The 13,587-nt window shown below is 42.5% G+C and carries 15 protein-coding genes and 1 riboswitch; of the genes, 12 read left to right on the top strand and 3 right to left on the bottom strand.

Annotated features, from left to right (window positions below):
* Positions 1-7 precede the first annotated feature (7 nt).
* The 5 genes from nadB (at position 8) to MHH68_RS12325 (ending at position 5,662) form a co-directional block, all read left to right on the top strand.
* Positions 8-1,582 (top strand): L-aspartate oxidase, encoded by a 1,575-nt coding sequence (gene nadB / locus MHH68_RS12345; protein ID WP_339163320.1) that lies wholly within the window; start codon positions 8-10, stop codon positions 1,580-1,582.
* A complete protein-coding gene (nadC, locus tag MHH68_RS12340) occupies positions 1,564-2,427 on the top strand; it encodes a carboxylating nicotinate-nucleotide diphosphorylase (RefSeq protein WP_058014545.1) in 864 nt (287 codons plus the stop codon). The genes nadB and nadC overlap by 19 nt, the downstream gene beginning before the upstream one ends.
* On the top strand, positions 2,414-3,523 hold the full coding sequence (nadA, locus tag MHH68_RS12335; protein WP_058014546.1) for a quinolinate synthase NadA: 1,110 nt from the start codon (positions 2,414-2,416) through the stop codon (positions 3,521-3,523). Before nadC ends, nadA begins: the two co-directional genes overlap by 14 nt.
* 131 nt (positions 3,524-3,654) lie before the next feature.
* Positions 3,655-4,911: a SafA/ExsA family spore coat assembly protein gene (gene safA, locus MHH68_RS12330; RefSeq protein WP_339163315.1), complete on the top strand. Its 1,257-nt coding sequence runs from the start codon at positions 3,655-3,657 to the stop codon at positions 4,909-4,911.
* 133 nt (positions 4,912-5,044) lie between these two features.
* The gene (locus MHH68_RS12325; protein WP_058014548.1) at positions 5,045-5,662 is read left to right on the top strand and encodes a YhcN/YlaJ family sporulation lipoprotein; all 618 of its coding nucleotides are present in this window, start codon (positions 5,045-5,047) and stop codon (positions 5,660-5,662) included.
* Positions 5,663-5,699: 37 nt separating this feature from the next.
* Here the strand turns inward: MHH68_RS12325 and MHH68_RS12320 are convergent, their stop codons facing one another.
* Positions 5,700-6,344: a LysE family transporter gene (locus tag MHH68_RS12320; protein WP_339163311.1), complete on the bottom strand. Its 645-nt coding sequence runs from the start codon at positions 6,342-6,344 to the stop codon at positions 5,700-5,702.
* A 237-nt stretch (positions 6,345-6,581) separates the two neighbouring features.
* A riboswitch (TPP riboswitch) is annotated at positions 6,582-6,690 on the top strand.
* 128 nt (positions 6,691-6,818) lie between these two features.
* Here MHH68_RS12320 and thiC point away from each other — a divergent pair.
* The gene (gene thiC / locus MHH68_RS12315; protein ID WP_061408803.1) at positions 6,819-8,579 is read left to right on the top strand and encodes a phosphomethylpyrimidine synthase ThiC; all 1,761 of its coding nucleotides are present in this window, start codon (positions 6,819-6,821) and stop codon (positions 8,577-8,579) included.
* A gap of 34 nt (positions 8,580-8,613) precedes the next feature.
* On the opposite strand, the gene MHH68_RS12310 is transcribed toward thiC, so the two are convergent.
* Positions 8,614-8,760, bottom strand: coding sequence for a hypothetical protein (locus MHH68_RS12310; protein ID WP_167550609.1), 147 nt, complete (start codon positions 8,758-8,760; stop codon positions 8,614-8,616).
* A gap of 195 nt (positions 8,761-8,955) precedes the next feature.
* On the opposite strand from MHH68_RS12310, the gene MHH68_RS12305 reads away from it, so the two are divergent.
* Positions 8,956-9,135 (top strand): hypothetical protein, encoded by a 180-nt coding sequence (locus MHH68_RS12305; protein ID WP_034620653.1) that lies wholly within the window; start codon positions 8,956-8,958, stop codon positions 9,133-9,135.
* A gap of 33 nt (positions 9,136-9,168) precedes the next feature.
* On the opposite strand, the gene MHH68_RS12300 is transcribed toward MHH68_RS12305, so the two are convergent.
* Positions 9,169-9,813, bottom strand: coding sequence for a serine/threonine protein kinase (locus MHH68_RS12300; protein WP_050943662.1), 645 nt, complete (start codon positions 9,811-9,813; stop codon positions 9,169-9,171).
* Positions 9,814-10,051: 238 nt separating this feature from the next.
* On the opposite strand from MHH68_RS12300, the gene MHH68_RS12295 reads away from it, so the two are divergent.
* From MHH68_RS12295 to queA, 5 genes are all read left to right on the top strand, one after another.
* Positions 10,052-10,552: an intercompartmental signaling factor BofC gene (locus MHH68_RS12295; RefSeq protein ID WP_176372696.1), complete on the top strand. Its 501-nt coding sequence runs from the start codon at positions 10,052-10,054 to the stop codon at positions 10,550-10,552.
* Between the two features lie 147 nt (positions 10,553-10,699).
* On the top strand, positions 10,700-11,305 hold the full coding sequence (gene ruvA / locus MHH68_RS12290) for a Holliday junction branch migration protein RuvA (RefSeq protein WP_058014551.1): 606 nt from the start codon (positions 10,700-10,702) through the stop codon (positions 11,303-11,305).
* 11 nt (positions 11,306-11,316) lie between these two features.
* Complete coding sequence (ruvB, locus tag MHH68_RS12285; protein ID WP_050943663.1) at positions 11,317-12,321, top strand: Holliday junction branch migration DNA helicase RuvB; 1,005 nt, start codon at positions 11,317-11,319, stop codon at positions 12,319-12,321.
* On the top strand, positions 12,314-12,514 hold the full coding sequence (locus MHH68_RS12280) for a DUF2905 domain-containing protein (protein WP_012010741.1): 201 nt from the start codon (positions 12,314-12,316) through the stop codon (positions 12,512-12,514). Before ruvB ends, MHH68_RS12280 begins: the two co-directional genes overlap by 8 nt.
* 34 nt (positions 12,515-12,548) lie before the next feature.
* Positions 12,549-13,577, top strand: a complete 1,029-nt coding sequence (gene queA, locus MHH68_RS12275; RefSeq protein ID WP_268496786.1) for a tRNA preQ1(34) S-adenosylmethionine ribosyltransferase-isomerase QueA — start codon at positions 12,549-12,551, stop codon at positions 13,575-13,577.
* Positions 13,578-13,587 lie beyond the last annotated feature (10 nt).

Below are 13,587 nucleotides of genomic sequence, written 5' to 3'. Positions count from 1 at the left end.
AGGGGCAATGGTGTCATCAATTAAAAAAATCATTGTGGTGGGATCAGGTATTGCAGCACTTTCCTTTGCAAAAACCATTTCAGCAAGCTGCGAAGTCATCATGATGACAAAAAAACAATTTTCCTCTAGCAATTCCATGCTTGCACAAGGGGGGATCGCTGCTGCCTTTTCAGCACAAGATTCTGTTCATCAGCATGTACAAGACACATTAGCTGCCGGCTGTGATCACAATGATGAGATGGCGGTACAAGAGATCGTCAGTCTTGGAAAACATATGGTGGAGCAGCTCGTAGAAGAAGGCTGTCCATTTGATAAAACGGAGACAGGCGTGCCGCAATTAGGTAAAGAGGGGGCACATGCGACTCATCGCATTTTGCATGCAGGAGGAGATCAAACAGGCAAAACCCTCGTTCAGTATTTAAAAAATCAGCTTGGCTCACATATTCATTTATATGAATATCACCATGTCATTGATTTACTCGTTCATGAAGGAACCTGCATAGGTGTGGTATGGAGAGATGAGAAAGGTCACGTACATACCATGACCGCAGATGCCGTTGTCTTATCGACAGGCGGCTGCGGCTCCCTTTATGAAACAAACACAAATGACCCTTCTGTAACAGGAGACGGACTGATGATGGCTTATCGAGCCGGTGCACAATTAACTGATCTCGAATTTGTTCAATTTCATCCTACCCTCTTGACGATCGCTGGAAAAGCAGTCGGTCTCGTTTCAGAGGCAGTCCGAGGAGAGGGAGCCTATTTAGAAGATGAAACAGGCAGGAGAATCATGAAAGGCATTCACCCACAAGGTGATTTAGCGCCTAGAGATATCGTCTCTAGAGCTATTTTTCATGAGCAGCAATTAGGTCATGAGCTGTATCTCAATATCAGCGAAATTTCACATTTCTCAGTTCGTTTTCCAGCAATTGCTGGAATGTGTGAGCGGGCAGGTGTCGATATAGCAAGCGGCAGGCTCCCAGTTTCCCCTGGTATGCATTTTTTAATGGGCGGAATCTGCGTGAATGAATATGGAGAAACGACGGTTCCATCTCTTTTTGCTATCGGAGAAGCGGCCTGTACAGGCTTACACGGAGCGAACCGATTGGCGAGTAATTCTCTCTTGGAAGGTCTCGTTTTAGGAAACAAAGCGGCACGGAGAATTGAACAAGTACCTAAACAGAAAAAAACAATCCCCTCTTTCTCAATTCAAGAAATATGGCCTGTGCCAGCGATTTCAGAGGATCAGTTGAGACAATGGATGACGACATATGCCGCAATTGTAAGAGACGAAAAAGGGCTGAAGACCTTACTGCAAACATTACAGCAAGTCCCTTATCAGCAAATGAATGTGAAGGATATCACAAGTGAACAGATCGAATTAAGCAATCAATGGACATTAGCGATTTGTCTTGTGAAGTCTGCATTACTTCGTACAGAAAGCAGAGGTGGTCATTATCGAATGGATTGTCCAAAGCGGAATGATGCATTATGGCGGGGTGTGCAAATTGTCCATGAAAAAGGTCACATTCACATGATGAAAAATGAAAGGATCGGTGCTAAATGGAACGTTTACAGTTAAAACAAATGCTGACTCATTTTTTCGCAGAAGATATTGGTTTTGGAGATGTGTCAGCTGATGGCATTTTTGGAGAAAAGAAAGGAACAGCCTATATCATCGCAAAACAATCGGGTGTATTGGCTGGTTCTCAAGTCATTGACATAGGGTACCGCCTGCTGAATGAACAGATTGAGGCTGAGTTGTTTTTTGAAGAAGGTGATTGGATTCATTCAGGGGAAGTGCTGGCGAAAATAAAGGGACCAGTCAGCGACTTATTAAAAGGAGAACGGGTCATTTTAAATGTCTTGCAGCGCATGACAGGTATCGCCACTTTAACACATGAAGCAGTGGAGCGATTAGCGGACCCGTCGATTACAATTTGTGATACGAGAAAAACGACGCCCGGCTTGCGTATGTTAGAGAAATACGCTGTGAAAACAGGTGGGGGAAAGAATCATCGCTTTGGCTTATCAGATGGGGTGATGATCAAAGATAATCATATTGCCGCATGCGGCTCTATTCGTGAAGCTGTAGAGAAAGCAAGAGCATATGCCGGTCATATGGTGAAAATTGAAGTAGAAATTGAATCAGAAATGCAGCTAAAGGAAGCCATTGATGCAAAAGCCGATGTCATCATGTTTGACAACTGCTCTCCGGACGAAGTAAAACGTTTTAAACAAATGACGCCGGAGACAATTCTGACTGAGGCTTCAGGAGGCATCACGCTAGAGACATTGCCAAGTTACAGAGGGACAGGTGTCGACCTTATTTCGCTCGGTTTTCTGACACATTCTGCCCCAGCATTTGATTTTAGTATGAATATGGAATTCAGTCATAAAGGGGGAACCACTCATGTCACTGCTTGATGTACTCGCGAATCAACATGCAGCGATGATGCCAGAAGAATATAAACACCGGTCAGTTGATGAGATGGAGCAGCGTGTGGTAGACATTAAACGCGCCTTTGGATCAAAGCTTTTTATACCAGGGCATCATTATCAAAAGGATGAAGTCATCCAATTTGCTGATGCAACAGGAGATTCATTGCAGCTCGCACAAATAGCTGCAGACAATCAGGAAGCGGAGTACATTGTGTTCTGCGGTGTTCACTTCATGGCTGAAACAGCAGATATGCTATCAAAAAAAAATCAAAAGGTTCTTTTGCCAGATATGAGAGCTGGCTGTTCAATGGCAGATATGGCGAACATGAAACAAACGGATAGAGCATGGGAGCAGCTGACTGATCTGTTTGGGGAGACGATCCTTCCACTTACGTATGTCAACTCAACAGCTGATATTAAAGCATTTGTTGGCAAACATGGCGGAGCAACTGTGACATCATCAAACGCTAAGAAAATGCTGGAGTGGGCGCTCACACAAAAAGAGCGGATTCTGTTTCTCCCTGATCAGCATTTGGGGCGTAATACGGCCTTTGATTTAGGCATTTCACTTGAAGAAATGGCTGTCTGGGATCAAATAGAAGAAAGGCTCATCACCGATCAGCCGCTATCCCGCATCAAGATGATTTTATGGAAAGGCCACTGCTCTGTCCATGAGAAATTTACGTTGCGGAATATTGAAGAAACGAGAAAAAGAGACCGCGACATTCAAATCCTTGTCCATCCAGAGTGCACCCATGAGGTCGTCAGGGCTTCTGATCTTGCAGGTTCAACGAAATTTATTATTGATACGATCAAGGAAGCACCAGCAGGAAGCAAGTGGGCGATTGGAACAGAGATGAATTTGGTCAAGCGGATCATAGATCAGCATCCAGATAAACAAATTGAATCCCTTAATCCGGATATGTGTCCATGTTTGACGATGAATCGGATCGATCTCCCTCATTTGTTATGGTCACTAGAAAGCATAGAGAAAGGTGATCCGGTCGGTTTGATTCAAGTTAATGAAGACACAACAAAAGACGCTTTACTTGCACTGAATAAAATGCTCGCCATTAAATAATAAATCAGCCCCTCCTATCAGAAAACAAGTTTTTATCATATCGGCTTGTAAATAGGCATAAATTTATGGTGAAACATATTGTACTTCTGACATAACCGTTACGTTCACGTTTTGCATAGGAGGGGAAAACGTTGAAAATTCATATTGTGCAAAAAGGAGACTCCCTTTGGAAAATTTCAAAGAAATATGGAGTCGACTTTCAAGAATTGAAAAAACTAAATTCACAGCTCAGTAACCCAGATTTGATCATGCCGGGTATGAAGATCAAGATTCCATCAAGTGGTGTTCCTGTAAAAACAGATCATCACAAAGCAAAAGAAATGCCAAAACCAAAAGAAATGCCAAAACCAAAAGAACATCCGTATGTGAAAGAAAAGCCAAAAGATGTCGTGCAAGTGCAAGATACGAAGCCGAAAGAAAAGCCAAACGAACCTGTACCTTATGTACCGCCAGTGCCAAAGATCGAGCAGCCAGTTTTTCCGCAAGTCGATGTGAACTATTATCAGACCAATCTCTACCAGCCATTCACGCCTCCTCCTAAAAAAGAACATCATGAGAAAAAAGACCACGTTCATGAAAAGAAAGATCATGTTCATGACAAAAAGGATCATAAAGATCATCATGTTCATCATGAGAATAAGGAGCATAAAGATAACAAGGACCATTTCCATCATGAAAATAAAGGTCATTTAAAAGATGAAGTGGCAAAGGGATATGATCCGTTTATTCATATTCCGCATCAAAAGGAGGAGGGAAAAGATATGGAGCACAGCAATTACCCAAACCTTCCTAATTTCCCGCAAATGCCGAATGTAGGAGGCGCAGCGGTAGGGGGAATGGCTGAGAATAAGGAACATCATCACCATCACCAGCATCATGACGCATATGATCCTTATTATGGTCATGGGCATTACATGCCGGCAATGTATCCATATCCGCAGCAAATGGTGCCAGCATCGCCAATTTTACCAGGGTCAGGTCTTTGCTATCCTGTCCAGCCATATTATCACCATCACATGATGCCATATCCGTACCCAGCGCAGCCGTATTATCCTGCGTATCAAGCGCCAGCTTATTACGGAGAACATTATGAACATCATGCAAACGACGGGCATCACTGGCACCACCATATGCATCCAAATGCCAATGCCAACGCCAACGTCAATGCGAACGTGAATCAAGGCTTTTATCCAAATGTTTCAAATGAAGCTTATGGCAAGGAAGACTGCGGATGTGATGATGGCATGAAGCAGCATCAGCCGTGGCCAGGACATTACCCGAATCCTGTACCTTATGGCCAAATGGGAGCTTATCCAGCTCAGCCTTATATGCAGCCATATCCAGGTCAATCTGTTTTTGCAAGACCAGAGGAAGACGAAGAAGAGTAATAACAGAAGGAGCGATCTCAATCGTTCCTTTTTTTGTTTATAACTGACAGCTTGATTTTTCCCCAAACTGTACATGCTAAAACAGAGCCTGTTTCGCGCTCATGAGATTGAATTTGTACAGGGGGTTTTTCGTTTGAGACAAAAATGGCAAAAAACGATCGCATTAGTGCTTCTTCCTATTGGGTTAACGGCATGTGGTACAAATGACAATGCAGGTGTAGATACACGTCATAATCAATCAGGTCAGCCAGTGGGATATCATTCGAATAACCGAGCGGATGACAATCACCAAGATCATCAAGGGCCAGTTTCTGAACTCATGGAGGGAATGAACGGTGGGAATACAACGAATGTTGATTATCGCACCCGTCCTCAAGCAGATGATCGAACGCCTCTCGCAGGTGGAGATGGACGCTACAGTCATGGAGATATGAACTATCATAACCAAATGTCGTTCTCTGGCTACGATAAACAAGAGAACGTGCAGCGTTCAAGAAAAATTGCCAATCGCGTCAATAAAATGAACCACGTTGCAGACTCACAGGTGATGGTAACAGATGAAAATGTGTATATTGCCATTAAATCAGATGGACGTCTGACATCAGAGGGCGTATCACAAGTGGAAGAAGCAGCGACTCGTTATGCGGATGGAAGAGCTGTCCAAGTCATTAAAGACGAGGGGGCTTTCACACGCTTTAGAGATATGAGAAGAACACAATTTGAAACAGGTCAAACAGGCATGACTCGATAGGTTGGAGAATAAAAAAGGCTAAAGTTCCTCAAGAACTTTAGCCTTTTCTTAAAAAATAAACCTTAATGCCTATATAAAATTCGTAAAAGAAATAACAGCCAAACCCAAGTAATAAAATACCAGCAATAATGGATGTCCATTTAATCATCGTTCGATTCATCACTTTTCTTGTTAAGGATACAAGGGTGAGAAGACTGATGTCATGAAGGAGAATTCCTGCCAGAATACCACCTGATGCCAGCATAAATTCAGATGAATCTGTTTTTGTATATGCATCTGCCAGTACAACTCCGAATACAGAAACCCAGAACACAAGGTTTCCAGGAGAAACCGCAACAAGCAAGCCGTTTCTGTACGTTTTTGCGAAAGATTTATTGACTTTTTCGCCAGCTAAATGGATGTCTTGATCCGCATGCTTAATGGAATCGTATGCGAGAATCATTAAGAAGATAGCTCCGATCAGCCAGAGCGGGATTTGGACAAATGGCAGTGATAAAAACTGAGCAAATCCAGCATATAAAGCCAAAATAAGCAGGAGATCGATGGTCATGCCGCCTGCTCCTACAGTTAAACCATGAAAGAAGCCGTTTTTTAATCCCTGTTTTGTCATTTCAACCGTGATCGCTCCAACTGGCAGAGCAATTGAGAATCCTACGACGATAAATGTGAGAAATGTTTGCAATCGACTAGAACTTCCTTTTAAAAAGTTTGTATAAAAATTCTCCGTTTAGATTAATTATACATAATAGGAGAAAAGGATCAATGATTATTTCAGTTTTTATTTAAATGTTTGGGATGGATGATGTATATAAAGTTGTATATTAAGCTCGCTGTATCTCTTTTGTAGTGGAAAGGAACTATTTTCCTAAAACTTCTTTTTTTCATGGCATCTCTATGCTACACTGTTTTGGAAATAAATAAATGTGACTAGGGGTGCCCGCGGCTGGGCTGAGAGAGAAGTATAAGCTTCTTAACCCTTTGGACCTGATCTGGCTCGTACCAGCGTGGGGAAGTTGAAGATGATACATGTGTCATTTATGGATGACATTCATGTTTATTTCTAACGACGAAACCAGGTTCTTTTCATAGAGCCTGGTTTTTTGCTGGTGCTGATTCCATCCTGTCCGGTGACAAGAAGAGAAGGAGAGAACAGCAAATGAAAGAAAAGGAAAATACTCCAACAACTCAATCGTTATTATCAAGCTTTGATGGCAGCCGAAAGGTGTATGAGAAAGGGTCAAGACCTGACATTTTAGTGCCAAAAAGAGAAATTGCCCTCACGCAAACGGTGACGCAGGCGGGAAACATTCAAAATGAACCGATTCGTGTGTACGATACGAGTGGACCTTACACCGATGAGCGTGCCCATATCGATGTGACAAAGGGGCTTAACCGTCTGAGAGCAGCATGGATCGAAGAAAGAGGGGATATAGAAAGGTATGAAGGACGTCATGTGAAACCTGAAGATAACGGATATCGCTCCAAAGAGAAAGCGTCTCATCAACATGTTCATACTGATTTTCATCATGAGCCGCTTCGCGCAAAAAAAGGTGCCTGTGTAACGCAAATGCATTATGCAAAAAAAGGTATTGTAACGCCTGAAATGGAGTTCATCGCGTTAAGAGAAGAGCTAAGCCCTGAGTTCGTGAGAGAGGAAGTAGCGAGCGGAAGAGCCGTCATTCCAGCGAATATTAACCATCCTGAAAGTGAACCGATGATTATCGGAAGGCATTTTCATGTCAAAATCAATGCGAACATTGGCAATTCAGCTGTGACATCCTCCATTGATGAGGAAGTTGAAAAAATGACATGGGCGATCAGGTGGGGGGCAGACACCATGATGGATCTGTCTACAGGAAAGGACATTCATACAACGAGGGAATGGATCATACGAAATTGCCCGGTCCCAGTAGGAACTGTTCCCATTTATCAGGCGCTTGAAAAAGTGAATGGCGTGGCAGAAGATTTGACGTGGGACGTGTACAGAGACACGTTAATTGAACAAGCAGAGCAAGGAGTAGACTACTTCACGATTCATGCGGGTGTGCGTTTAAGGTATATTCCGCTGACAGTCGATCGAGTGACTGGTATTGTTTCAAGAGGCGGTGCCATTATGGCAAGGTGGTGTCTTGCTCATCATCAAGAGAATTTCCTTTATACCCACTTCGAAGATATTTGTGAGATTATGAAAACGTATGATATTGCCTTTTCACTTGGAGATGGGCTTAGACCAGGATCAATAGCTGATGCCAATGATGAAGCGCAGTTTGCAGAGCTGGAAACGTTAGGTGAATTGACAGAGATCGCTTGGAAACATGATGTTCAGGTGATGATTGAAGGACCTGGACATGTTCCGATGGATAAAATCAAAGAAAATGTGGACAAGCAAATGGAGATTTGCAAAGAGGCACCATTTTATACATTAGGGCCTCTTACAACTGATATTGCTCCGGGATATGATCATATTACATCTGCCATCGGCGCAGCTATGATCGGCTGGTATGGAACAGCGATGCTATGCTATGTGACGCCAAAAGAGCATTTAGGGCTGCCAAACAAAGAAGATGTAAGAGAAGGTGTGATTGCCTATAAAATTGCTGCACATGCTGCTGATCTAGCAAAAGGACATCCTGCTGCTCAAAAGCGCGATGATGCTTTATCGAAAGCAAGGTTTGAATTTAGATGGCGGGATCAATTCAACCTGTCACTTGATCCAGAAAGAGCGATGGCGTTCCATGATGAAACATTGCCTGCTGAAGGCGCTAAGACTGCCCATTTTTGCTCGATGTGTGGACCGAAGTTTTGCAGCATGAAAATTTCCCATGACATTCGCAATCAATCAGAAGAAGTGAAAAAAGAGATGGAGAAGAAGGCGAAGGAGTTTATCAGCCAAGGAAGTCAAATATATTCATCCTAAAAAGAACCTCGCACGCATGTTGTGCGGGGTTTTATCAGATCGCGGAAAAGGCTTTTCTTAAGAGGTGGAAAAATGCCTTTAATGCAGCCCCTATCATGTCCAGACTCGGAATGAGGGCATCTGTTAAATGAAACAAGACTGTTTGTTTTTCTGGAGATGTTCGTTTCTTTTTCCGTTTCATAAAGAAAACCTCCTTTTTAAAACAATATACTTCTTTGCAAAGAAGAGGGATAGAGATGTTGTTTGAATTTAAACAAAATTTAAACTTCTTGTGTTTGAAAGGAAAGAAGGAGGGGAAACGAGTTAAGTAGAGAATGAATGAAAAGAGCCGATCTATTCGGCCAGCTAACAAGAGAGAGTGGAAGGTGATCTTATGATGAAAGTATTTAAGGTAACATTTCATATGAACAATGGGGAAGTGCTTGATTTCGAGCTAAAACGTCCAGCTACCTATGATGTGTATAAGAAAATTGAAGAAGCCAATCATTGGTTTAAGCTGAATAATGAAATCATTAACTTATTAAATGTGAATAGCATCCATGTTGAAACAGATTGACACAGAAAAGCCGCTCGGTAAGAGCGGCTTTCATTATGCAGAAAAATCATTCCGATTATTAAGCTGACCGCGGGACAGCCAGTTCTTTTTATATAAATAAGCAATCACTTCAAGCCATAGACGCGGTGCTTTTTTCGGGAAGAAAGGTTTTTGATAATAAGCGTAAGCGGCTTTTAAGTCATCCCATTGGTGGCATGCTTTTGTTTGTGTGAAACGGGCAACGTCGATGACCCTGACCTGTCCTTCCTTCGTTAAGATTAGATTCCTTAGGTGGATATCAGAAGGGTTCAATCCTTTCTCGCGTGCTTCTTCTAGCGCATCATCGACTTGTTCAATCATTTGTTTTTTAATAGGAATCCCTTTTGTGAGGCATTCATAGAATGTATATCCTTTAATATATTCCATTAAAATATACTGATCCCCAGATTCATAAATCTCAGGGTAGTAAGACGAACCAGAGAGTTTTTCATAAATAGCGGCTTCTTTACGGGCAATATGCTGATAAGAAGGGAAAAAGACTTTTAACGCCATTTTCTTGCCGTTTTTTTTGTATGAAAAGACATAGGCACTTCTTCCTTTGCCGCACAGCTCAAGCTCTGCCGGTTTAAAGGCAAGCTTATGAAGACGTTTATCCTCATGATACTGAATCGATTCGGCTAATCTTTTGACTTCTGACATTGACTTCACCTTCTTTGGTTTCAGTTTATGCGGATGAAAAACGAATGATGAAAAAACCGAGCATTCGATAAAGCAATGGATTGTATAAAACATACCATTTACGAATGAAGGATACAACGAAAGACTCTTCCCATATATTCATGTCATCCATTTGGTTAATGTTTAGAAAAATGGGTCAAACTACATATGTCATGCATCGATCTCATGTTTTAAAGAGGTGTAAATAGTGAAAGTGAAGATGAAATGTTTCGTTACAGGACTTATCATGACAAGTGTGCTTTTTTTCGCTGCGGATATGGAAGGAAAAGAACACTTGCAAAAGCAGTCAAACTCGATCACCGTACAGCTTGAAAAAGTCTATCTAGACGGAGATGTGAGTATTGAAAGACACCGTGCATCATTAGAAGACAAAGACACATTCTGGTCGCAGTATAAAGGCTGGACGCTAGTAGAACAGAAAGAGGATTTTGCGCTTTTTAGAAAGCAAATTGATGATATCTCTCCATTAAGCAAAGCAAATGGATATATCGGATTATCAGAGGACGGTGTCATTTCTACGTTTCATGGAAGGCCTGACGGCTGGGCGGAGCCCATTCATCTCTTTTTTCAAATTGATACGTCCCGTTTAGAAAGTCATGTGGAGGAGCAGCTTGAGCAAGGCATTCCTTTTCGAACAAAGGATGAATTTGAGCATGTGCTTGAAGTCATGAAGCCTTACCGAAATGAAATATCTTTTTAAGCGTATAACAGCTTGCTGGTGTGAAAGCCGCAAGCTGTTTTTCGTGGTGTCATCGTAAAAATGGATTGAGCGAACGTATGTTAACTTTTATTGCGGTTTTCTACTCGATTTATGTTACAATGAAGAACAGTCAAAGAGGTGAAAACGGTGATAGAGTTTGTAAAAGGGACCATTGATTATGTGTGCCCGCAATATGTTGTCATAGAAAACGGCGGAGTAGGATATCAAGTCTATAGCCCAAACCCGTTTATCTATCAAATCAATAAACAAGAAACGATTTATACGTATCATTACATAAAGGAAGACGCTTTTTCGTTATATGGATTTCAAACACGAGAAGAAAAAGCGCTGTTCACAAAACTGTTAAATGTCACAGGGATTGGGCCGAAGGGGGCTCTAGCGATTCTTGCTTCCGGTGATCCTGGCGCTGTCATTTCAGCGATAGAACGTGAAGATGAAGCGTTCCTGATTAAGTTCCCTGGCGTTGGCAAAAAGACAGCTCGCCAAATCATTCTCGATCTAAAAGGAAAGCTGGCTGATGTCGTTCCGGAAATGATTGGCAATCTATTTAATCACGAGGACCATATTCAGGTCGAAACGCAGCAAACGGCATTAGACGAAGCGCTTGAAGCCTTAACTGTTCTCGGATACGGTGATCGTGAAATTAAAAAGGTTCTTCCGTTGTTAAAAGAAGAAAAGAATCTCACAACCGATCAATATGTGAAAAAAGCTTTACAAAAAATGTTGAAATAGGGTGATGTCTCATGGATGAACGGCTCGTCTCAACTGAAGCAGACAACCATGAATCAGCCATTGAGCAAAGTCTGCGGCCTCAGACACTTAGCCAATATATCGGACAGCAAAAAGTAAAGGATAACCTCAGCGTGTTTATTGAAGCTGCCCGTATGAGGCAGGAAACGCTCGATCACGTCCTTTTATACGGACCGCCCGGACTCGGGAAAACAACGCTTGCGTCGATTATTGCCAATGAAATGAATGTTCAGCTGCGTACGACATCTGGACCAGCGATTGAACGTCCTGGTGATTTGGCGGCTATTTTAACGTCCCTTGAGCCAGGTGATGTGCTGTTTATAGATGAAATTCATCGCTTACAGCGCTCAATTGAGGAAGTGCTTTATCCGGCGATGGAGGATTTTTGTTTAGATATCGTCATTGGCAAAGGAGATACAGCGCGCTCTGTACGGCTTGATTTACCGCCATTTACACTTGTAGGAGCCACGACCCGTGTCGGGCTTTTAACAGCGCCGCTTCGTGACAGGTTTGGGGTACATGCAAGATTGGAATACTATGAGCAAAGAGATTTGGCTCACATTGTCTCAAGAACAGCCGAGCTGTTCGAGATTGGGATCGATCTTCGCTCAGCAGAAGAGATCGCAAGACGTTCCCGCGGTACGCCGAGGGTTGCCAATCGTCTGCTCAGAAGAGTAAGAGATTTTGCGCAGGTGCTTGGGAATCATGCGATTACCGAGGACATTGCGGAAGATGCCCTTGAGCGCCTTCAAGTCGATAAGCTTGGTCTTGATCATATCGATCACAAGCTGCTTTTAAGTATGATCGAAAAATTTAGAGGCGGTCCTGTTGGGCTTGATACAATCTCAGCGACAATTGGAGAAGAATCACATACGATTGAGGATGTGTACGAACCGTATTTACTGCAAATTGGTTTCCTGCAAAGAACACCAAGAGGACGGGTCGTCACAAGAGAAGCGTATGAACATTTTCAAATGGAGGTTCCGATTCGTGACTGAATTCCCTAAAATATTGATGATTTTAGGTGGTGTCCTTTTTGCCGCAGGATTAGTATTTCAATTGGTTGGTAAGCTTCCAGGTGATATTTTTGTGAAAAAAGGAAATGTGACGTTCTTTTTCCCTGTGATCACATGCATTGTCATTAGCATCGTGCTCACGATATTACTGAATATCTTTGGACGGATGAAATAACGTTAACTAGTTAACTACAGAATAGGTGAAGGAAATGAAGTTAGAACTATTTGATTTTGATTTACCAGAAAGATTGATCGCACAAGTACCGCTTGAAAAACGAGACGCATCAAGATTGATGGTCTTAAACAAACAAACGGGTGAGATGACACACGATACATTCTCACAAATCACCGATTATTTTCAAACGGGTGATTGTCTCGTTTTAAATAATACACGCGTTCTGCCGGCACGGTTGTTTGGAATGAAAGAGGATACAGGTGCAAAAGTTGAACTGCTTCTCTTAAAACAAGAGGAAGGCGACAAATGGGAAACACTTGTAAAACCAGCCAAACGGGTGAAAAAAGGAACAGTGATCACATTTGGTGATGGACGGCTTCAAGCAGTATGTACAGAAGAATTAGAACATGGCGGAAGAAAAGTTGAGTTTCAGTATACCGGCATTTTTTATGAAGTACTTGAATCCCTTGGTGAAATGCCGCTGCCTCCTTATATTAAAGAACAGCTTGACGATCGTGAACGCTATCAAACCGTGTATTCGAAAGAAGTCGGCTCCGCTGCTGCTCCAACTGCTGGTCTTCACTTTACAAACGAGCTGCTGGATGCGCTGAAAGCAAAGGGAGTGCACATCGCATTCATTACACTGCACGTGGGGCTTGGTACTTTTCGTCCGGTCAGTGCAGATCGTATTGAAGAACACGAAATGCACGCAGAATTTTACGAAATGAATGAAGAAACAGCGGCAGAGCTTAATCGCGTTCGCAAGGAAGGCGGGCGGATTATTTCAGTGGGGACAACGTCAACGAGAACGCTAGAAACCATTGCAAGTGCGCATGATGGCGAATTCAAAGCGTCAAGCGGCTGGACGTCAATCTTTATTTACCCAGGCTATACATTCAAGGCAATTGATGGCATGATCACGAATTTCCATCTGCCCAAATCCTCGTTAATCATGCTTGTCAGCGCATTAGCTGGGCGAGAGCATGTCTTAAAGGCGTACAATGAGGCTGTAAAAGAGGAATACCGATTCTTCAGTTTTGGCGATGCCATGCTGATTCAATAACATCATACAA

It is taken from the genome of Bacillus sp. FSL K6-2841 (assembly GCF_037976435.1).
Taxonomy (GTDB): domain Bacteria; phylum Bacillota; class Bacilli; order Bacillales; family Bacillaceae; genus Bacillus; species Bacillus pumilus.
This window is presented reverse-complemented; position numbering and strand designations above follow the sequence as displayed.